Origin of the sequence: Marichromatium sp. AB32 (assembly GCF_003718675.1) — a bacterium.
GTDB lineage: Bacteria > Pseudomonadota > Gammaproteobacteria > Chromatiales > Chromatiaceae > Marichromatium > Marichromatium gracile.
Window position 1 is genome coordinate 1 of record NZ_RHFJ01000021.1, and the last position, 21163, is coordinate 21163.

Annotated in this window: 18 protein-coding genes; 17 read left to right on the forward strand and 1 reads right to left on the reverse strand. The window is 68.0% G+C overall.

Translation table 11 applies throughout. The features are described from left to right. From EBL85_RS08330 to EBL85_RS08405, 16 genes are all read left to right on the forward strand, one after another. Positions 1 to 390 (forward strand): HisA/HisF-related TIM barrel protein (locus EBL85_RS08330; protein ID WP_255419387.1); only part of this gene is annotated, 390 nt, incomplete at its 5' end. Between the two features lie 317 nt (positions 391 to 707). After that, positions 708 to 1574: an RnfABCDGE type electron transport complex subunit B gene (locus tag EBL85_RS08335; protein ID WP_062272812.1), complete on the forward strand. Its 867-nt coding sequence runs from the start codon at positions 708 to 710 to the stop codon at positions 1572 to 1574. Between the two features lie 167 nt (positions 1575 to 1741). After that, complete coding sequence (locus tag EBL85_RS08340; protein ID WP_123142665.1) at positions 1742 to 6688, forward strand: 2-oxoacid:acceptor oxidoreductase family protein; 4947 nt, start codon at positions 1742 to 1744, stop codon at positions 6686 to 6688. Between the two features lie 136 nt (positions 6689 to 6824). Continuing rightward, entirely contained in the window at positions 6825 to 8168 is a 1344-nt protein-coding gene (gene rsxC, locus EBL85_RS08345) for an electron transport complex subunit RsxC (protein ID WP_123141688.1), read from the forward strand. A gap of 158 nt (positions 8169 to 8326) precedes the next feature. After that, positions 8327 to 9370: an RnfABCDGE type electron transport complex subunit D gene (locus tag EBL85_RS08350; RefSeq protein ID WP_123141409.1), complete on the forward strand. Its 1044-nt coding sequence runs from the start codon at positions 8327 to 8329 to the stop codon at positions 9368 to 9370. Between the two features lie 34 nt (positions 9371 to 9404). Beyond that, positions 9405 to 10106: an FMN-binding protein gene (locus EBL85_RS08355; protein WP_123141408.1), complete on the forward strand. Its 702-nt coding sequence runs from the start codon at positions 9405 to 9407 to the stop codon at positions 10104 to 10106. Further along, on the forward strand, positions 10107 to 10769 hold the full coding sequence (gene rsxE, locus EBL85_RS08360) for an electron transport complex subunit RsxE (protein WP_062272823.1): 663 nt from the start codon (positions 10107 to 10109) through the stop codon (positions 10767 to 10769). Next, entirely contained in the window at positions 10759 to 11349 is a 591-nt protein-coding gene (locus tag EBL85_RS08365) for an electron transport complex protein RnfA (RefSeq protein ID WP_062272825.1), read from the forward strand. The genes rsxE and EBL85_RS08365 overlap by 11 nt, the downstream gene beginning before the upstream one ends. Continuing rightward, positions 11342 to 11557, forward strand: a complete 216-nt coding sequence (locus tag EBL85_RS08370; RefSeq protein WP_123141407.1) for a hypothetical protein — start codon at positions 11342 to 11344, stop codon at positions 11555 to 11557. The genes EBL85_RS08365 and EBL85_RS08370 overlap by 8 nt, the downstream gene beginning before the upstream one ends. A 56-nt stretch (positions 11558 to 11613) precedes the next feature. Further along, the gene (locus tag EBL85_RS08375; RefSeq protein WP_062272829.1) at positions 11614 to 12474 is read left to right on the forward strand and encodes an oxidoreductase; all 861 of its coding nucleotides are present in this window, start codon (positions 11614 to 11616) and stop codon (positions 12472 to 12474) included. 121 nt (positions 12475 to 12595) lie between these two features. Continuing rightward, positions 12596 to 14935, forward strand: a complete 2340-nt coding sequence (locus EBL85_RS08380; protein WP_148040526.1) for a hypothetical protein — start codon at positions 12596 to 12598, stop codon at positions 14933 to 14935. Positions 14936 to 15011: 76 nt separating this feature from the next. Continuing rightward, positions 15012 to 15566 (forward strand): SiaB family protein kinase, encoded by a 555-nt coding sequence (locus tag EBL85_RS08385; RefSeq protein ID WP_123141405.1) that lies wholly within the window; start codon positions 15012 to 15014, stop codon positions 15564 to 15566. A 7-nt stretch (positions 15567 to 15573) separates the two neighbouring features. Next, entirely contained in the window at positions 15574 to 15978 is a 405-nt protein-coding gene (locus EBL85_RS08390; protein WP_123141404.1) for a DUF1987 domain-containing protein, read from the forward strand. Between the two features lie 12 nt (positions 15979 to 15990). Beyond that, on the forward strand, positions 15991 to 16830 hold the full coding sequence (locus EBL85_RS08395) for a GGDEF domain-containing protein (RefSeq protein WP_123141403.1): 840 nt from the start codon (positions 15991 to 15993) through the stop codon (positions 16828 to 16830). Continuing rightward, positions 16827 to 17582: a transporter substrate-binding domain-containing protein gene (locus EBL85_RS08400; protein WP_123142667.1), complete on the forward strand. Its 756-nt coding sequence runs from the start codon at positions 16827 to 16829 to the stop codon at positions 17580 to 17582. Before EBL85_RS08395 ends, EBL85_RS08400 begins: the two co-directional genes overlap by 4 nt. After that, positions 17579 to 19252, forward strand: a complete 1674-nt coding sequence (locus EBL85_RS08405; protein ID WP_223806101.1) for a SpoIIE family protein phosphatase — start codon at positions 17579 to 17581, stop codon at positions 19250 to 19252. The genes EBL85_RS08400 and EBL85_RS08405 overlap by 4 nt, the downstream gene beginning before the upstream one ends. Before the next feature lie 28 nt (positions 19253 to 19280). On the opposite strand, the gene EBL85_RS08410 is transcribed toward EBL85_RS08405, so the two are convergent. After that, positions 19281 to 19763: a DUF2939 domain-containing protein gene (locus tag EBL85_RS08410; protein WP_123142668.1), complete on the reverse strand. Its 483-nt coding sequence runs from the start codon at positions 19761 to 19763 to the stop codon at positions 19281 to 19283. 101 nt (positions 19764 to 19864) lie between these two features. On the opposite strand from EBL85_RS08410, the gene EBL85_RS08415 reads away from it, so the two are divergent. Next, on the forward strand, positions 19865 to 21139 hold the full coding sequence (locus EBL85_RS08415; RefSeq protein WP_223806102.1) for a multifunctional CCA addition/repair protein: 1275 nt from the start codon (positions 19865 to 19867) through the stop codon (positions 21137 to 21139). Positions 21140 to 21163 lie beyond the last annotated feature (24 nt).

Below are 21163 nucleotides of genomic sequence, written 5' to 3' on the forward strand. Positions count from 1 at the left end.
GAGACCGCCGAGCCCGGCCCCAACGGCGAGCGCTATTGCTGGTTCCAGTGCACCGTCAAGGGCGGGCGCGAGGGACGCGATATCGACGCCGTGGAGCTGGCGCGGGTGTGTGAGCGTCTCGGTGCCGGTGAGATCCTGCTCAACTCGATCGATCGCGACGGCACCGGCGCCGGATTCGACCTCGAGCTGGTCGGTGCGGTACGCTCGGCTGTTCGCATCCCCGTCATCGCCTCCAGCGGCGCCGGCTGTGTCGAGCACTTCGCCGAGGTGTTCGAGCGAACCGGGGCCGAGGCCGCGCTCGCGGCCGGCATCTTCCATCGTCGCGAGGTCCCGATCGAAGCGGTGAAGAGCTATCTGCGCGAGCGCGGGATCGAGACCCGGCTGCGTTGATCGGCAGGGTGCGCGCGTGGGCGTCGTCGCCAATGCGTGCACCCTGATGCGTGGCAGTTTGCGAATTGTCGTGGAGTGAGAATCGATTGCTGCAAGAATCTTTTCTTGCTTTACCTAATACTTACGATTTATATAATTACGAAAGTCAATAGATCATAATTTCGTAAACTCCCACAGGTTTTTCTGGCCGTGGCAACGCTCCGCTCTCTGGCACGGCCCCTGGTCTGTCGGCCAGGCAGCGTGATTGTCGCGCACCTCGGCGCATCCCGGGCGCCGAATTGTCCAGACCGCCTTTCGCCGGAATCTCAAGTAGTAATATGGCAACCATCCTGACCGCAGTAGGATTCATGGCCGCGCTCGGCCTCATGCTCGCCCTGATGTTGGTGGTGGCGAACAGACGCTTCTATGTCTACGAAGACCCTCGTATCGATCAAGTCGAGGATCTGCTCCCCAAGGCCAATTGCGGCGCCTGTGGTGAAGCGGGTTGTCGCACCTTCGCCGAGTTGCTCGTCAAGGGCGAGGTCGAACCCGGTAAGTGCACGGTCAACGCCAAGGACACCAACCAGATCATCGCCGACTTCCTCGGCGTCTCCCTGGGTAATACCGAGAAGCGTGTGGCAAGGCTCGCTTGCGCCGGCGGTGACCATGTCGCCTATATCCGTGCCTCCTACGGCGGCATCTCCTCGTGTCGCGCCGCGGCCCTGGTCGGCGGTGGCGGCAAGGGTTGCTCCTGGGGCTGTCTGGGGATGGGCGACTGTGTCGAGGTGTGCCAGTTCGGCGCGCTCTCGCTCGACGCCCATGGCCTGCCGGTGGTCGACGAGGACAAGTGCACCGCCTGCGGCGACTGCGTGAGCGTCTGCCCCAAGGACCTGTTCAGCATCCACCCGGTCAGCCACCGGCTGTGGGTCGCCTGCAAGAGCCTGGACGCCGGTGACGAGGTCGAGCACCAGTGCGAGGTCGCCTGTACCGCCTGTGGCCGCTGTGTCCAGGACTCTCCCGAAGGACTGATCGAGATCCGCGACAACCTCGCCGTGCTCGATTACGACAAGAACGCGCTCGCTTCCAAGGTGGCGATCGAGCGCTGTCCGACCGGGGCCATCGTCTGGCTCGAGCCGGGCGGCGCCGTCACCAAGGGGCGCGATGCCCGCAAGGTCGTACGCAAGGCAGCACTACCCATGGCTTGACGCGCGTACGGCCCGCGTCGCGCCGCATCGAGCTGCGGCCGACGCCCCGCCTCCAATAAAAAGATCCAGGCCGCTCGATTCGGAGCGCAAGAATTCTGATCCAAACCCGCTTTGCGCACAGGCGTCCCGACGCCGGCGTCTCGGTGGTTCAACAATAGAGAAGGCCCATGTTCGGAAAGAAAGACGATAAGCAGTACAAGTATCCTGGCACCCGTATGGCGATGGACGGCAATACTGCCGTAATCATGTGCGAGCGCGAGGCATCCGATGCCGCTGGTGCCTATCCGATCACCCCCTCGACCCAGATGGGCGAATTCTGGGCCGAAGAGGTCGCCAAGGGACACGTCAATGTCTCCGGGCAGCCGCTGATCTTCGTCGAGCCCGAGTCCGAGCACGCCGCCGCCGCGGTCACCGCCGGCATGTCGATGAGCGGCCTGCGCGCGGTCAACTTCTCCTCCGCTCAGGGTGTGGCCTTCATGCACGAGTCGCTGTATGCGGCCGTCGGCAAGCGTCTGCCCTATGTGCTCAACATCGGTGCGCGTGCCATCACCAAGGCCAGTCTCAACGTGCACTGCGCGCACGATGACTATCACTGCATCGACGACACCGGCTTCTTCCAGGTCTTTGCCAAGAACGCCCAGGAGGCCGCCGACCTCAACCTGATCGCGCGCAAGGTCGCCGAGCTCAGCCTGACCCCGGCCGCCGTCGGCCAGGACGGCTTCCTCACCACCCACCTGATCGAGCCGCTGCAGGTCCCCGAGCGCGCCCTGGTCGAGGAGTTCTGCGGTCGTCCCGACGACATCATCGAGTCGCCGACCCCGGCCCAGCGCCTCGCCTACGGCCCCACTCGCCGGCGCGTGCCGCTAGTGTGGGACGTCGACAACCCGGTCGCCTCGGGTACGGTGCAGAACCAGGACGCCTACATGCAGGCGGTCGCGGCGCAGCGCCCCTACTTCTTCGATCACATCGCCGAGATCACCGACCAGTGCATGGATGAGTTCTTCGAGCTCACCGGTCGGCGCTATCACCGCGCCATGGGCTACCGTCTCGAGGACGCCGACTACGTGCTGCTCGGTCAGGGCAGCATGGTCACCCAGGCCGAGGCGGTCGCCGACTATCTGCGCGAGACCCGCGATATCAAGGTCGGCGTGATCAACCTCACCATGTTCCGGCCCTTCCCGGGCGAGCTGATCGCCGCCCTGATCCAGGGCAAGAAGGGCGTTGCGGTGCTCGAGCGCACCGACCAGCCGCTCGCCGAGGACCTGCCGATCATGCGCGAGGTGCGCGCGGCGCTGGCCAAGTGTGTCGAGAACGGCATGGCCGAGAAGGGCGAGGCGCCGGCCTATGCCGACTACCCGAGCTATGGCCGCGGCGAGATGCCGCGTCTCTACTCCGCCAGCTACGGCCTCGGCTCGCGCGACCTGCAGCCCGAGGGGCTGATCGCCGCGGTCGAGAACATGGTGCCGGGCGGCGCCCAGCGCAAGTTCTTCTATCTCTCGGTCGACTTCGTGCGCGACCCGATCGATCCCAAGGACGAGATCCGCATCCAGAGCCTCAAGGACGCCTACCCGAACGTCGGCGATCTGGCGCTGCGCGGCAGCGAGAACCCCAACCTGCTGCCCAAGGGCGCGGTGACGGTGCGCATGCACTCGGTCGGTGGCTGGGGTGCCGTGACCACCGGCAAGAACCTCGCCATGACGCTCTACGAGCTGCTCGGCTACGACATCCGCGCCAACCCCAAGTACGGCTCGGAGAAGAAGGGTCAGCCGACCACCTACTTCCTCTCGGCCGCGCCCGAGCCGATCCGGCTCAACTGTGAGTACACCTACGTCGACGTGGTGCTCAGCCCCGACCCGAACGTGTTCACCCACTCCAACCCGCTCGCCGGTCTCGACCGCAAGGGCAGCTTCGTCATCCAGTCGAGCATGGAGGATCCGGAGCAGGTGTGGGCGAGCTTCCCGGCGTCGGCGCGCAAGTTCATCGTCGACAACGAGATCCGCGTCTTCTACATCGACGGCTTCAAGATCGCCCGCGAGGAGGCCTCCAACCCCGAGCTGCAGTTCCGCATGCAGGGTAATGCCTTCCAGGGTGCCTTCTTCGCCGCCTCGCCGCTGATGGAGCGCTCCGGGCTCGACGAGGCCGGGCTGTTTGCGGCCATCGAGGAGCAGCTGCGCGCCAAGTTCGGCGCCAAGGGCGAGCGCGTGGTGCAGGACAACCTGCGCATCGTGCGGCGCGGCTTCGACGAGATCGTCGAGATCGTCGACAAGCCGCTGGTCGCCGGCCAGCTGATGCCGCGCAAGGAGCCGGCGCTGCCGGTGATGCTCAAGGCCATGCCCGAGGGCGATGGCGGCATCAGCGACGTGCACCGCTTCTGGGAGCAGACCGGCTCCTTCTACGCCAGCGGTCAGGGCAACGACAACCTCGCCGACCCGCAGATGGCGCTGTCGCTGATGCCCGCGGCCAGCGGCGTCTATCGCGACATGACCCAGATCCGCTTCGAATACCCGAAGTTCATCCCCGAGAACTGCACCGCCTGCGGCAACTGCTTCACCGTGTGTCCCGACAGCGCGCTGCCGGGTCTGGTCAACAGCGTCTCCGACATCTTCTCGGCGGCGATCCTGCGCGTCGAGCGCAGCATGCCCACCCAGCACCTGCGTCGCGAGAGCCGCAACGTCGAGAAGCGTCTGCGTGCGCTGATCAACATCAACGGCGAGTCGGCCGATCTGCGTCAGCTGATGGATCAGGCGATCCTCGAGGTGCTCGCCGAGTTCTCCGGCGAGGAGAGCCAGAAGGCCGCGCTGGAGCAGGAGTTCGGGCTGCTGATGCAGGCGCTCGGCGACTACCAGTTCGCCGTCACCAAGCCCTACTGGAGCAACCGCGAGAAGCAGCAGAAGGGCAGCGGCGGGCTGTTCAGCATCACCGTCAACCCCTACACCTGTAAGGGCTGCATGGAGTGTATCGACGTCTGTAACGACGGCGCCCTGGTCGCCGAGCCGCAGACCGACGAGAGCATCCGCCAGATGCAGGCGCGCTGGGACATGTGGCTCGATCTGCCGACCACCGACCCGGACTTCATCCGCATCGATGACCTCGACGACAAGGTCGGCGCGCTCGAGACCCTGCTGCTCGACAAGACCAACTATCTGTCGATGGTCTCGGGCGACGGTTCGTGCATGGGCTGCGGCGAGAAGACCGCGCTGCACCTGTTCACCTCGACCGTCACCGCGCTGATGCAGCCGCGCGTCAAGCGTCACCTCGCCGAGCTCGACGACCTCATCAATCGTCTCGAGACCCATGTCCGGCTCAAGCTCGCCGAGAGCATGGACCTCAGCAACACCGCCGCCATCACCAAGGCGCTCGACGAGCACAAGGACAGCGACCTGACCCTCGGCGGCCTGACCTCCGAGCTCGATCAGAGCAGCGGCGCGCGTCCGGTCGACCCGGAGTGGCTGAAGTGGGTCACCGGCCTGCTCGACACCCTGCGTCAGCTCAAGGCGCAGTACACCGGCAACCAGCCGCGCGCCAACATGGGTATCGTCAACGCCACCGGCTGTAGTTCGGTGTGGGGCGCGACCTTCCCCTACAGCCCCTATCCCTTCCCCTGGGCCAACCACCTGTTCCAGGACTCGCCGTCGATGGCGCTGGGTCTGTTCGAGGGCCACATGCGCAAGATGGGCGAGGGCTTCAAGGCCATCCGCCAGGCGCGCATGGAGCTCGAGGGGCGCTACAACGCCGCCGATCCGGCCTGCGACCTGACCTACTTCGGCTGGAAGGACTTCAGCGACGAGGAGTGGCTGCTGTGCCCGCCGGTGGTCGCCGTCGGCGGTGACGGGGCGATGTACGACATCGGCTTCCAGAACCTCTCGCGCGCGCTGATGTCCGGCCACCCGGTCAAGATCATGGTGCTCGACACCCAGGTCTACTCCAACACCGGTGGTCAGGCCTGTACCTCGGGCTTCATCGGCCAGGTCGCGGACATGAGCCCCTACGGCAAGGCGTGGAAGGGCAAGACCGAGATCCGCAAGGAGATGGGTCTGATCGGCATGGCGCATCGCACCAGCTTCGTGCTCAACAGCTCGGCCTCGCACCTCACCCACCTGCTCGAGGGCTATATCGACGGTCTGAACTCGCGCCACCCGGCCCTGTTCAACGTCTACACCAGCTGTCAGCCCGAGCACGGCATCGGCGACGACATGTCCAACCGTCAGGGTCGCATGGCCGTCGAGTCGCGCGCCTACCCGCTGTTCCGCTACGACCCGGATGCCGGCTCGACCTTCGAGGAGTGCTGCTCGATCGAGGGCAACCCGCAGATCGAGCGCGACTGGATCAGCTGGAGCATCGACTACACCAACGAGGACGGCGAGCCGGCCAGCCTCGAGGTGCCGCTGACCTTCGCCGACTTCGCGCTCACCGAGGGCCGCTTCCGCAAGCACTTCCGCAAGGCGCCGCCGGAGACCTGGAACGACTCCATGGTGCCGCTGGCCGAGTTCCTCGAACTCGACGAGGACGATCGCGAGGGCCGCTTCCCCTACATCTGGGGCGTCGACGGCAAGAACCGCCTGATGCGCGTGCTGGTCTCGCAGGAGCTGGTGCTCAGCTGTGAGGAGCGCCAGCAGTTCTGGGCGCAGCTGCGCGGACTCTGCGGCGAGCTCAACCGTATCGACCTCGATCGGGTGCGCAACGAGGCCAAGGCCGACATGGCGCAGAAGCTCACCGCCAACCTGCTGGCCATGGCCGGCGGCGAGGCCGGTGGTATCAATGCGCTGATCGGCAACGGCAATGGCAACGGCGCCAATGGCCACGGCGCCAATGGTGCCAACGGTCATGGTCTCAACGGTGCCAATGGCGCCAACGGCAGCGCCGACTGGGAGCCGGTGTGGGTGGAGACGCCCGAGTGCACCGCCTGTGACGAGTGCATCAACATCAACCCGTCGATCTTCCGCTACAACGCCGAGCGCAAGGCCGAGATCGTCGATCCCAAGGCCGGTCCGTTCAAGGACATCGTCAAGGCCGCCGAGAAGTGCAGCGCCGCCTGCATCCACCCCGGCACCCCCTGGAACCCGTCCGAGCCCGGCGTCGACAAGCTGGTCAAGCGTGCGGAGAAGTTCCAGTAAGTCGGCCGCCCCTGGCTGCCCGGCGTCCTGACGCCGGGCCACGCTAGAGGAATGCGCACGCGGCGCCGCGTCAGGCGTCGCGTGCCCCCGTTCGCCAGACACCCCTCGGGTGTCGACCACACAGCAGTACTGACGCATGGCTCTATTCAGCATCTTTCCGCGCCGCAAGACCTTCGATCACGGGATCTATCCCGTCGAGCACAAGGAACTGACGGCGGACAAGCCGATTCGACGCATGCCGTTTGCCCCGGAGCTGGTGATCCCGCTGGAGCAGCACAAAGGCAAGCCGGCCATCCCGACCGTGCGAGTTGGTCAGGAGGTGGTGCGTGGCGAGCCGATCGCCGAGGCCGATGGGCATGTCTCGGTGCCGATGCATGCCCCGGCCACCGGGGTGATCCGTGACATCGCGCTGGCCCCCACCGCCGCCGGCCCCAAGGCCCCGGCGATCTATCTCAAGGTCTATCAGGCCGCCAGCCAGCGGGTGCTGTTCGACAGTGCCCCCGATCTGGCGGCGATGTCGCGCGCCGAGCTCGTCGCCGCCGTGCAGCAGGCCGGTCTGGTCGGGCTCGGTGGTGCCGCCTTCCCCAGTCACGTCAAGCTCGTGCCCCCCGAGGGGCGCACCATCGAGACGGTGCTGGTCAACGGTTGCGAGTGCGAGCCCTATCTCACCTGCGACCATCGCATCATGCTCGAGCAGACCGCGGCGCTGGTGCGCGGCATCCAGCTGGTGCTGCGCGCCACCGGCGCCGAGCGTGCCGTCATCGGCGTCGAGGACAACAAGCTCGATGCCGTCGAGCACCTGCGCCGCGAGATCCCCGCGGACCTGCCGATCACCGCCGAGGCGGTGCAGAGCAAGTACCCGCAGGGCGCCGAGCGCATGCTCATCAAGAGCCTGACCGGGCGCGAGGTGCCGGTCGGCGGGCTGCCGGCCGATGTCGGCGTGGCCGTCTACAACGTCGGCACCCTGGCGCAGATGGGCGACCTGCTGCCCAAGGGGCAGGGGTTGATCGAGCGCGTGGTCACGGTCAGTGGCCCCGGCGTCGAGCGCCCCGGCAACTTCATGGTGCCGGTCGGCACCCCGCTGCGCTTCCTGCTCGAACAGGTCGGGCTCAAGGAGAGCTTCGGCGAGGTGATCCTCGGCGGGCCGATGATGGGCATGGCGGTGGCCTCGCTCGATGTGCCGGTGACCAAGGCCGTCTCCGGGGTGGTGGTGCTCGAACGCGAGGACCTCGACCTGGCCGAGCGCAAGGTCTACCCCTGCATCAAGTGCGGTGCCTGTGTCGAGGCCTGCCCGATCTCGCTCAACCCCTCGGTACTGGGTGAGCTGGCGCAGGTGCGCGACTATGCGACGATGGCCGAGCACTATCATCTCGACCAGTGCTTCGAGTGTGGCTGTTGCGCCTATGTGTGTCCGTCGAACATCCCGCTGACCCAGTATTTCCGCATCGCCAAGGCGATCAACCGAGAGGATGAGCAGTAAGCCCGCCGGTCGCCTCGGCGCCGCGCACGCGGCGCAGCGCCGAGGCGTCGATCGGGCGATCCTCGCGCCCCAGGACCTCCGTTGCCCCGACCCCGGTCGGCGGCGTGCGGACCTCAGGATATTCCGGCGCCCCGGCGCCGTTGCGGTTTCGAAAATCTATGGCTAAAGGCATCGAAATAAGAACATCGCCGCACCTCAAGAAGGTGTTGACGGTTGATCAGATCATGCGCTCGGTGGTGCTCGCGCTGCTGCCGGTGAGCGCCTTCGCCGTTTATCAGTTCGGCCTCAGCGTGCTGCTGCTGCTCATCACCACCACGGTGGTCGCGGTGGCTACCGAGTGGCTGTTTGCGCGTCTCTCGGGGCAGGGCAACACCGTCTCCGACTGGTCGGCGGTGATCACCGGGCTGCTGCTCGGTCTCACCCTGCCGCCGGGCTTCCCGTTGTGGATGGCCGCGGTTGCCGCCTTCGTCGGCATCGCCCTCGGCAAGGCGCTGTTCGGCGGACTCGGCTACAACGTGATGAATCCGGCGCTGGTCGGGCGTGCCTTCGTGCAGGCCGCCTTTCCGGTGGCGATCACCACCTGGACCCCGGCCTTCGCCCCGGAGCGTTTCGCCGAGCTGATCCCCTCGACCCTGACCCTGCCGTTCATGCAGCCGGTGCCGATCGACGACTGGGTTGCCGGACTCGGGCTCGACGCCTGGAGCGGGGCGACGCCGCTGGCGTTGCAGAAGTTCCAGCAGATCGAGCTGCCGCTCAGCGACGTGTTCTCCGGCACCATCGCCGGTTCCGCGGGCGAGACCTCGGCGATCCTGATCCTGGTCTGCGGGCTGTGGCTGGCGTGGCGGCGGATGCTCGACTGGCGCATCCCGGCCTCGGTGATGGCCGGCGCCGTGCTCACCGCGCTGCCCTTCTGGCTGCTCGATCCCACGCTCTATCCCTCGCCCTGGTTCGTGCTCTGCTCGGGCGGGTTGATGCTCGGCGCCTGGTTCATGGCCAGCGACATGGTCGCCTCGCCGGTGACCGCGCGCGGGGCCATCATCTACGGCCTGTTCATCGGCGTGCTGACGGTGATCATCCGGCTCTTTGGCGGCCTCGTCGAAGGGGTGATGTACGCCATCCTGCTCGCCAATGCCCTCGGTCCGCTGATCTCGGGCTGGACCCAGCCGCGCGTCTACGGCGCCGGCTCGCGGCCCAAGGCATGAATCGCCGGCTCCAACCTCTATCGGGCATTGACTCATGACGATCGAACAACAGATCCAAACCCCGGCGCCGAGCACCCCGGCCTGGGCGATGCTGCGCACCCTCGGCGGCATCGCCATGCTTTCCGGGTTGCTGGTGGTGCTGGTCTATCAGTTCACCCTGCCGATCATCGCCGAGAACCAGCGGCGGATGACCGAGAAGGCGGTGTTCCACGTCCTCGACGGTGCGGTGGCCAAGCGCGACTTCGTGCTCACCGCCGAGGATGCGCTGGTGCCGGCGGGCGAGGGCGCCGAGGGCGTCCATCTCTATGCCGGCTACGATGATGACGGCGCGCTGGTGGGCGTGGCCTTCCCGGGCGCCGCGCGCGGCTACCAGGACGTCATCCAGTTCCTCTTCGGCTACGACCCCGCCTGCCAGTGCGTGATCGGCAGCAAGGTGCTGAAGTCGACCGAGACCCCGGGGCTCGGCGACAAGATCTCCACCGACGCCGAGTATCTGAAGAACTTCGAGGCGCTCGATGCGCGGCTCGACGCCACCGGGACGGCGCTCGCCAACCCCATCGTCCCGGTCAAGCACGGCACCAAGACCCAACCCTGGCAGGTCGATGCCATCTCCGGCGCGACCATCACCTCCAACGCCATGGCGCGCGCGGTCAACGACGCCGCCCAGCGGGTGGTGCCGGTGCTGCAGCGCGAGCTGGCGCTCCTCTCCGAACCGAACCGTAGCGAGGGCCGATGAATGGCTGAACTGCCCAACCAACAAGAGAGCCTGTCGCTCGACACCTTCGTGCGCGGGCTGTGGGAAGAGAACCCGGTGTTCGTGATGCTGCTGGGCATGTGCCCGGTGCTGGCGGTGACCAACACCACGGTCAACGCCATCGCCATGGGCCTGGCCACCACCTTCGTGCTGGTGTGCTCGAGCCTGCTGGTGTCGCTGCTGCGCAACTGGATCCCCAAGCAGGTGCGCATCGCCAGCTACATCGTCATCATCGCCACCTTCGTCACCATCGTCGACTACGCCATCCAGGCCATCAGCCTCGAGCTCTATGCCGCGCTCGGCGCCTTCATCCAGCTGATCGTGGCCAACTGCGTGATCCTCGGTCGCGCCGAGGCCTACGCCTCCAAGCAACGCCTGCACACCACCCTGATCAACAGTCTCGGCATGGGCGCGGGCTTCACCCTGGCGCTGCTCAGCCTCGGCACGGTGCGCGAGGTCCTCGGCAGCGGCACCATCCTCGGCATCCCGCTGTTCGGTGCCGACTTCCAGCCCTGGGTGGTGATGATCCTGCCCCCGGGTGGCTTCTTCGTCCTCGGTGCCTGGCTGTTGTTGTTCAACTGGCTGCGGTTGCGCAAGGAGCGCAGACTGCAGGCCGCCGCCGCGGAGAGCGCATATGCACGCTGAACCCCTGTCGCTGATCTTCCTCAACGCCGCGGTCGTCAACAACTTCGTACTGGCGCTGTTTCTCGGCATCTGTCCCTTCCTCGGCGTCTCGGCGAAGAAGGAGACGGCCTGGAACATGGGCCTGGCGACCATGTTCGTGATGCTGGTGAGCTCGGCCGCGGCCTATGGCATCAACTGGGTGCTCGGCGAGCTGCAGCTCGAGTTCCTGCGCCTGATCTGCTACATCGCGGTGATCGCCTCGGCGGTGCAGCTGGTGGAGATGTTCGTCAAGCGTTTCAGCCCGGCGCTGTTCCGCTCGCTCGGCATCTTCCTGCCGCTGATCACCACCAACTGCGCGATCCTCGGTCTGGCGCTGTTCCAGACCGCCAAGGAGTACGACTTCGTGCAGAGCCTGGTCTATGCCGTCGGCGCCGGCACCGGCTTCACCCTGGCGCTGATGCTGATGGCCGGGCTGCGCGAGAAGCTCGCCCTGGCGCGGGTGCCCCGGGTCAGCGAGGGCGCGGCGATGAGCCTGATGCTCGCCGGGCTGCTCTCGCTCGCCTTCATGGGTTTCGCCGGGTTGGGTGGCAGCCATGGCTAGGCTGTTGCTGGTCCCGGTGATCATCTTCGTCGTGCTCGCCGGCTGGGTCGGGGTCCAGCAGCTGTACGCACGCTTCGCGCGGCGTCATCCGCAGCTCGGCCCCTACCGCCCCGAGGGCGGTGGCTGCTCCTGTGGTAGCGGTCACTGCGAGGTCGAGGTGGCCGTGCCCGGTCCCGTGCACGGCGAGTGCAACGCCGATCGCCACTGATCGGCGTCCCTCTCGCGGCCCCCCAGGGGCCGCAGGACAGCGTTTAAGGAGCTGACATGAGTGAATCACAGGCCGCTGGCGGCCCGCAGACCGAGGCCCTGATCAAGGCCTCGCGGCGCATCACCCCGGAGGACACCGAGGAGGTCCGCCACCTTACCCTCGAGGTGCTCGATCCGGCCTTCCAGTTCGTCGAGGGCCAGAGCATCGGGGTGCTGGTGCCGGGTCCGCATCCCTTCGGCAACGCCGTGCACCTGCGTCGCTACTCGATCGCCAACGCCCGCCCCATGCCGCTCGACGAGGGGGTGGTGATCGAGCTGCTGGTGCGTCGTTGCTTCTATCTCGACGAGGTCAGCGGCGAGCGTTATCCGGGCATCGCCTCGAACTATCTGTGCGATGCCCAGCCCGGCGACAAGATCACCATCACCGGCCCCTATGCGAGCGCCTTCCGCATGCCGCTCGACAACCGGGCCAACCTGTTGATGATCGGTACCGGCACCGGGATCGCGCCCTTCCGCGCCTTCGCTCAGCACATCTACGAGCGTCGCGGCGACTGGAACGGTCAGGTGCGCCTGTTCTACGGCGGTCGCACCGGTCTCGACCTGATGTATGCCAACGACGAGACCTCGGATCTCGCCAACTACTACGACGAGAAGACCTTCAAGGCCTTCCGCGCGCTCGGCACCCGGCCGCTGATGCGCTCCTCCGAGGCGCTGGCGCAGGGGCTCGAGGCCCATGCCGAGGAGACCCTGCGGCTGATGCGTGAGCCCAACACCCAGGTGTTCATCTCGGGTCTGCGCAAGACCGCCGAGGCGTTCAACCGGGTGATGGCCGAGCAGGCCGGCGGCGAGGAGGCGTGGGAGACGCTCAAGCAGTCGCTGATCGACGATCAGCGCTGGTCCGAGCTGTTCTACGACTGAGGCCTGTCGTGGTCGGGGCGGGAGGCCCCGATCGACGACAGGCTTGAACCCGACCGCCGCGCTTGTCAGGCTGGCGGTCGGATCCAGCCCCATGTCGTCACCCGGCCAGGAGGCCGACGCCATGTCCGTCGTACCCCCCGTTCCGTCCACGCCTCATCATCTGTGGTCAGTGACGCGCCGTCTCTCGGCGCTGCTGTTGCTGGCGGCGCTGATCCCCTTCCTGCTGCGCTTCCCCGCCATCGCCCCCTGGTTGGCGCTGGGGCTGGCGCTCTACCTGCTGGTGCTGTTGCGCGACCCCGATGCCTGGCTGGTGGTGGTGCCGGTGGCGCTGCCGCTGCTCCAGCTCGCGCCCTGGAGCGGGTGGCTGTTCGTCGACGCCTTCGACGCGCTGCTGCTCTGTACCCTCGCCGCCGGACTGTGGCACGGTGGTGGCGGGGGCAGGGTGCGCCCGAGCGCCGGCGCCCGGTTGCTCCTGCTGCTGCTGCTGGTGCTCGCCGCGATCGGCTGCTGGCGCGGGCTCGGTGGCGCCTGGCCGCAGCTCGATGCCAACGCGCTGGTCTCCTACTACAGCCCACTCAACGCCCTGCGTCTGACCAAGGGGCTGGTCTGGGCGCTGCTGCTCTATCCGCTGTGGCTGGCCGCGCGCGGTCGCGATCCGGTACGCGCCGAGCGGCGCTTCATCGCCGGGGTGCTGATCGGACTGCTCGGGGTCGCGCTGGTGGTGGTGTGGGAGCGCGGGGTGCTGCACCAGCTGATCTTCTTCGAGGGTCCCTATGCGCTGCTCGGTACCCTGCTCGACTTCTCCACCGCCTATCGCGTCACCGCGCTCTTCGCCGACATGCACGTCGGTGGCGGCGCGATCGACGGCTATCTCAGCCTCGCCTGGCCGTTCGCGGTGCTCGCCCTGCTGATGGCGCGTTCGCGCTGGTGGGGGGGGCTGGCCGCCATCGTCCTGCTCGGCGCCTGTTACGCGATGGTGGTGACCTTCTCGCGCGGGGTCTATCTCGGGTTCCTGGCGGTGGTGGCGGCGGCCTTGCTGCTCGGCTACTGGCGCCAGCGTCGGGTGTTGTCGCGCGGGGCGGCGCTGCTCACCCTGGCGGCGCTGGCGGGCTCGGCGGCGATGGCGCTGTGGTCGTTCCGCTCCGGCGGCATGCTGGCGATGAGCTGCGCGCTGCTCGCCCTGGTGGTCGCGGCGCTGCCGGGCTGGCTCGCCGGTCTCGGGGTGTCCGTGCGCCGTCTCGCCTGGCTGAGTGGTGCGGTGGTGCTGGCGCTGGCCGGGCTGGCCGCTCACGGCGCGGCGACCAGCAAGTGGACCAGCCTGCCGCTGCCGCTGGCGATGGCGATCGTCGTCGCCGGCGTGGCGCTGCTGGCGGTGATCGGCTGGCGGTTCGAACGCGACTGGGGCGCGCGGCTGGCGCCGCGCCATCGCATCCTCGCGATGATGCTCTGGTGCGTGGTCCTCGGGGCCTTCATCCCGAGTCTCTTCGGCAGTCGCATGGAGGCGCGCTTCGCCGAGGCCGGGAGCGATCTGCAGGCGCGGCTGACGCACTGGCAGGAGGCGCTCGCGGTCGTGCCGGCGGACTGGCCGGACCAGTTGCTCGGGATCGGCGCCGGGCGTTTCCCCGAGCGCTATCTGTGGACGCGGCGCGATCCCCAGGCGTTCGGTACCCTGGGGATCGGCAGCGAGGCGGGCAATCGTTATCTGCGTCTCTCCGGGGCGCGCGGCATGCGGCTCGGACAACGGGTGCGGCTGCGGCCGAATACCGCCTATCGGCTGCGCCTGACGGTGCGTACCGAGGCCCCCGAACTCAAGCTGCAGCTGCGTTTGTGTCACCGTCAGATGATCGCGCCGAGCGAGTGGAACCCACGCTGTGTCACCTTCTCCCCGATGGTGACCGACACCGAGGGCGCCTGGCGAGCGCTGGAGTTCGTCTTCGACAGCGCCAACCTCGGCTCCTTCGAGCAGGCACTGCGCGCACCGCTGCTGCTGACCCTCGCCAATCGCCGCGAGTACCGCCTGCTCGAGCAGCCGCAGACCCTGGTCGACATCGACGACGTCTCGTTGCAACGGCTCGAAGGCGGACGCGAACTGGTGCGCAACGGCGACTTCGGTGCGGGGATCGACCATTGGCTGAGCTATTCCGACTTCGACCACCAGCGTTGGCACACCGATAACCTCTGGGTCCATCTGCTGGTCGAGCGCGGCCTGCTCGGTCTCGCCGTGCTGCTGCTGTTGTTGCTCGTCGCCAGCCGAGGTCTGCTCGCCGGGCGGGTCGTCTCGCCGGCCTTCGGGATCACGGTCTGGCTGGCCCTGCTCGGCTTCCTTGCGGTGGGTACCTTCGGCACCCTGCTCGATGCCCCGAGGGTGGCGCTGCTGTTCTATCTGCTGGCCTTGATGGGACTGCCGCTGCAGGTCGAGACACCGCCGTCACGTCGACGCAGCGTGGCTGTCGAGGGTTGATTCCGCTTGCCTCGGCGGGAGTCGAGCCTCTACCCTAGTTGGCCGAGTCCCACCGACTTGAGGAGTCGTGTTCGCTATGTCGATCGCCACGGAATATTTCGCCTTCCATCGGCAGTTGCAGGAACGCGGGGTGGTGTTCTCCTTCGCCGGTTATCTCTCCGAGGGGATCCTGTTCTCGCTGGGCGAGGCGCTCAAGCAGAAGATGAGTCTGGAGGATGCCGACTCGCGGGTGATCAAGCGGGTGTTCTCGATCTTCGTCGAGCAGGTGCAGAACATCATCCGCTACTCGGCCGAACGGGTCGAGGGCAACCTCGGCAAGCCGGTCGAACTCAGCTCGGGGATGGTCGTGGTCGGTCGCGAGCGCGACCGCTTCTTCGTCGTCTGCGGCAACATGGTGTGTCGTGACGAGGCCGCCGAGCTGCAACGCCGGCTCGAGCAACTCGCGTCGATGGACAAGGACTCGCTCAAGTCCTATTACCGCGAGCGGTTGCGCGCCCCGGTGGAGGACGATAGTCGGGGGGGCAACATCGGTCTGATCGAGATCGCGCGTCGTTCGACCGATCCGATCGAGTTCGGCTTCGTGGAAGTCACCGAGGATCGCTCCTTCTTCTGTCTTAAGGCCTATATCTGAGTGAAGGATGGAGACGTTGGAGACGCTGTATCGCGCACCGACCGAACGCTCGCCGCTGCTTGAGTTCGATTTCGCCAATCGCCGTCTGCGCATCGAGGGTGAGTCCTACCCCGAGGATGCTGCTGCTTTCTTCGGTCCGGTGATCCAGGCGCTCGACGCCTTTCTCGCCACGGACTCGACTCAGCCCCCCGCGCTGCTGGTCGAGCTGCGCATGTCCTACTTCAACAGCAGCAGCGCCAAGGCATTGATGAACATCTTCCAGCGCCTGGAGCGGGCCGCCGGCGCCGGGCGCGGGGTGCGCATCCGCTGGCACTACCATGTCGAGGACGACACCATGCAGGAATTCGGCGAGGACTTCAGCGAGGACTTCGAGCACGCCGTGTTCGAGCTCTGCGAATTCGATGATGACTGACCGGCACCGATCATGAGCGCCGATGAGCCCGAGGAAGAGTTCTCGCTCTATGCCCACGAGCAGGCGGTGATCCGTCAGGCCGAGGCGATGCTCGAGCGTCTCGACGAGGTCGCCGACGGGGTGCGCCAGCTCGCCCGCGCCTATCAGGACGGCTATCACGAGTCGCGTCGGCTGGTGCGCATCAGCGATCGCATGCAGCTCGACCTGCACGACGCCAACCGCACCCTGTCGCTGCAGGCGCGCGAGCTCAACACCCTCAACGCCACCCTGGTCAAGGAGATCGAGCGGCGCGAGCAGCTCGAGCAGGAGCTGCGCCGGATCGCCTCGGTCGACGAGCTGACCGGGCTGCACACCCGTCGTCACCTGCTCGAACTCGGCGAGCACGAGCTCAAGCGCATGGCCCGTCATCGGCGCGGTCTGTCGGTGCTGTTGCTCGACCTCGATCACTTCAAGCGGGTCAACGACGCCCACGGTCATGTCGCCGGCGACCGGGTGCTCGAGCACTTCGGCACCCTGTTTCGCAGCGCGCTGCGCGAGGATGACGTCCCCGGGCGTTTCGGCGGCGAGGAGTTCATGGCAGTGCTCCCGGAGATCCGCCTGGAGGCCGCCGCCGAGGTCGCCGAGCGGCTGCGCGTGCGGGTGGCCGAGGCCGAGACCCAGTGGAAGGGCGCGCGGCTGCGCGTGACCGTCAGTATCGGCGTCGCCGAGGTCGCCATCGACGAGTCGCTGGAACGGGCGATCGCGCGCGCCGATCGGGCGCTCTACGCGGCCAAGCGCAACGGTCGCAATCGCGTCGAGTTGGCCGAGGCCGAGTTGCCCGGTGCGACCGAGCAGGGCGTTCCAGACGCATGATCGCGCGGCTGGTCGCACTGCTGCTGATCCTGCTCCCGGGGGGCGCGCAGGCCGCCGGGGAGCGTTATGTGATCGGGGTCGAGAACATCGACTATCTGCCCTATCACGCCGCGCATACCGGACGCTTCGAGGGGTTCGCCCGCGAGCTGTTCGACGCCTTCGCCGCCGCCGCCGGGATCGAGTTCGACTACAAGCCGCTGCCGGTGCCGCGGATGGTCGTCAGCCTGCTGCGCGACGAGGTCGATTTCATCTATCCCGACGACCCCGACTGGCGCAGTGCGGCGCGCAACGGTGAGCGCTTCCACTTCAGCACTCCGGTGGTCTCCTACACCGACGCCACCCTGGTACGCCCGGACCAGTTGGGTGCGGGCCCCGAACGGGTGCAGCGCCTCGGGATCGTCGTCGGTTTCACCCCCTGTGCCTGGCAGTCGCGCCTGGAGACCGGCACGCCGGTGCTGCGCGAGAATGCCGGCTTTGCCGCGCTGCTCAACCAGCTGCACAGCGGCCGGATCGATGCCGCCTATGCCAATGTCGCGGTCGCCGCCGAGCAGTCGCGCCGGCTGTTCGGTCGCGCCGATGCCCTGGCCTTCGATCCCGGGCTGCCGCTGGCACAGGGTGAGTACCGTCTCTCCACCCGGGCGCACACCGGGTTGCTGGCGCGCTTCGACCGCTGGTTGGCGACCGAGTCGGCGCGGGTCGAGGCGATCAGACGCGCCCATGGTGTCGGCACCGTCGCCCTGGAGGCCCATTGAACACGTCCCTGCAACAGGGCGCAGCCCCGCCCGAAATCCCGTTCTGGCGCGGGCTGACCTTCCGCCAGGCGGCCGTCACCCTGGCGGTGGTGTTGCTGCTGGGGATGCTGGTGGGGCTGCTCGAGCTCTTCCTCGACTGGCGCGGGATGCGCGCCGATGTCGAGCGCGACCTGCGCGAGACCCTGACCCTGGTCGAGGGCTCGGCCTCCGAGGCGCTCTATCAGCTCCATCCCGAACTCGGTCGCCAGCTCGTCGACGGGCTCTTCGCCCGCGCCTCGATGCGTCGCGCCGAGCTGCGCGACGACTTCGGTCGGGTGCTCGCCGAACGGGTGCGCGAACCGACGGCAAGCGCGCTGGCCGAGGACTGGTCGTGGCTGTTCGCCGATGTCACCCGGATGCGTCTGCCGCTCGACTACGGCTTTGCCGGGGCCGATGCGGAGCCGGTCGGGGTCCTCGAGGTCGAACTCTCGGCGGCGGTGTTGACCCAGCGCTTCCTCGCCCAGGCCGGTCGCGATGCGCTGCTCGGGCTGGCGCGCGCGCTGGTGATCTCGGCGCTGGTCGCGCTGCTCTTCTATCTGATGATCACCCGCCCGCTGGTGCGCCTGGCCGGGGCCATCGCGGCGGTCGACCCGGCGTGTCCGGGGGCGTGGACGCCGCCGCACCTGCCCCATCATCGCGGCGACGAGCTCGGGTTGCTGCGCGCGCGTCTCGGTGAGCTGTTCGCCGCCTCGCAGCGGGGGCTCGATCAGCGCGATCGGGCACAGGCCGAGCTGACCGCGCTCACCCAAGAGCTCGAGGCGCGGGTGCGGTTGCGTACCCGGGAGCTCGAGCAGCAGCGCGATGCCCTCGAGCAGGCCTTCGCCGAGCTCGACGCCGCCCACCAGGAGCTGGGCAAGGCCAATCGCATGGTGCTCGAGAGCATCCAGTACGCGCGGCGCATCCAGACGGCGATGTTGCCCGACAAGGGCGCGCTGGGCGACGGGGTGCGCGAGATCCAGGTGTGCTGGGAGCCGCTGCACCTGGTCGGCGGCGACTGGTTCTGGCTCGAGCGGCTCGACGACGAGCGTTATCTGATCCTGATCGCCGACTGTACCGGGCATGGTGTGCCGGGGGCCTTCATCACCCTGGTGCTGGCCTCGGCGATGGCCGATATCCTGCGCGATCATGCCAGCGCCGACCCGGCGACCATCCTGTGCGCGATCGACGCCGTGGTGCGTACGCGACTGCGTCAGGATCACCCCGAGGCCGAGTCGGACGACGGTCTGGAGGCGGCGGTGGCGATCTGGGAGCCGGCGCGCGCCGAGCTGAGCTTCGCCGGCGCGGGTATCCCGCTGCTGTGCATGGATCCTGCCGGACGGGTGGAGACGATCCGCGGCGCGCGCGCGCACCTCGGCTATCGCAGTCTGCCGAGCCCAGGCGAGATCCCGGTGCACCGCATCGCGGTGGCGCCGGGGGCGCGCTTCTATCTGCTCACCGACGGCATCTCCGATCACATGGGCGGGCAGCCGCGGCGGCTGCTCGGTCGCCGCCGTCTGGCGGGTTGGCTGGAGCACCACGCCGAACTCGGTCTGGCCGAGCAGCTCGCCGCCGTCGAGCAGCTGCTCGAGGACTATCGGGGCGACGAGCCGCGGCGCGATGACATGACCTTGATCGGCTTCCAGCCGCGCTGAGTCGGACGACCCGGTTCAGCGATCCGGTTCAGCGGATGATGTCGGTGATCCGCCACTCGCGCCCCTCGAGTTCGAGACGCACATGGGTCGGCGCCTTGCCGAGTTGGCCGATACGCACCAGGAAGCGGTCGTAGGACTCGAAGAAGGCGTAGTCGATGCCGGCGAGCAGATAGGGCGGGGTCTGCGAGGTGGCGCGCCCGACCGCCTCGCGCAGCGTCTGCCGCGCCCAGGGCAGGGTGATGGCCTGTTCGAGCGCGGCGTCGCCGAGTTCGCCGACGTTCTGGCGCAGCCAGTGCATCACCCCGCCGGCCTCGCCCGCCGGCAGCATGCCCTCGACGCCCGCGGCGATCCGCGCCTTGTAGTTGGCGCGGATCGCCGGCAGGTCGACCAGGGCCGCCAGCTCGGTGGTGTCCTCCTGGTTGATGGCGTCGTCGAGCTGGTAGACGGCATAGTAGGGCCACAGCCCGTAGCCGAGCAGGGCGAGCAGGATCAGATAGCCGAGAAAACGCATCGTCGCTCCTTCATCAGGTCAGGGCGGGGAATCGATGGGGCATTCTAACCGCAAGCATCGTCCCGATATAATCACCCATCCGAGACCAGCCCGAGGTGACCGTGGACGACCCGACCCCCAATCCGAGCCTGCAACCCGACCCCGCGACCGCCGGGCTCCGTGTCTATCTGGTCGGCGGCGCGGTGCGCGACCGGCTGCTCGGGCGGGTGGTGCGCGAGCGCGACTACGTGGTGGTGGGCGCGCGCGCCGAGACCCTGCGCGCGCGCGGCTTCCAGCAGGTCGGCAAGGACTTCCCGGTGTTCCTGCATCCGCTCACCAAGGACGAGTACGCGCTCGCCCGCACCGAGCGCAAGACCGCCCCCGGCTATCACGGCTTCACCGTGCACGCCGCCCCCGAGGTCACCCTCGAGCAGGACCTGTTGCGTCGTGATCTCACCGTCAACGCCCTGGCCGAGGACGCCGAGGGCGGCATCGTCGATCCCTATGGCGGGCTCGCCGATCTCGAGGCGCGGGTGCTGCGTCACGTCTCCCCGGCCTTCGCCGAGGACCCGGTGCGCATCCTCCGCCTGGCGCGCTTCGCCGCGCGCTTCGCCGACCTCGGCTTCACCGTCGCCGCCGAGACCCAGACGCTGATGCGCGAGATGGTCGCCGCCGGCGAGGTCGACGCCCTGGTCCCCGAGCGGGTGTGGCAGGAGCTCTCGCGCGCGCTCTGCGAGCCCCGGCCCTCGCGCTTCTTCGAGGTGTTGCGCGAGTGCGGCGCGCTGGCGCGGCTGCTGCCCGAGCTCGATCGGCTGTGGGGGGTGGCGCAGCCGCTCAAGTGGCACCCCGAGGTCGATACCGGGGTGCACGCGATGCTGGTGCTCGACATGGCCGCGCGGCTCTCGCCGCTGCTCGAGGTGCGCTTCGCCGCGCTCTGTCACGACCTCGGCAAGGGCACCACGCCGGCGGAGATCCTGCCCAGCCACCACGGTCACGAGGCGCGCAGCGTCGAGCTGCTCGAGGCGGTCTGCGACCGCTTCCGGGTGCCCAACCGCTGTCGCGAGCTGGCGCGCATCACCGCCGGGCAGCACGGGCTGGTGCACAAGGTCGAGGAGCTGCGCGACACCACGGTGCTCGATCTGCTCGAGCGCACCGATGCGCTGCGCCGGCCCGAGCGTTTCGAGCAGATGCTGATCGCCTGCGAGGCCGACTTCCGCGGTCGCACCGGCTATGCCGAGCGCGACTACCCGCAGGCGGCGTTGCTGCGCCGATTGCAGGCGGCGGTCGCCGCGCTCGACGTCGGTGCCATCGCCCGCGCCGCCCCCGAACCGCGGTTGATCGCCGGGCGCATCCGCGAGGCGCGACTGGCGGCGATCAGGACGGCGCGACAGGGGTGAGTCCCCTGGTTTGTCCTCGGCGCC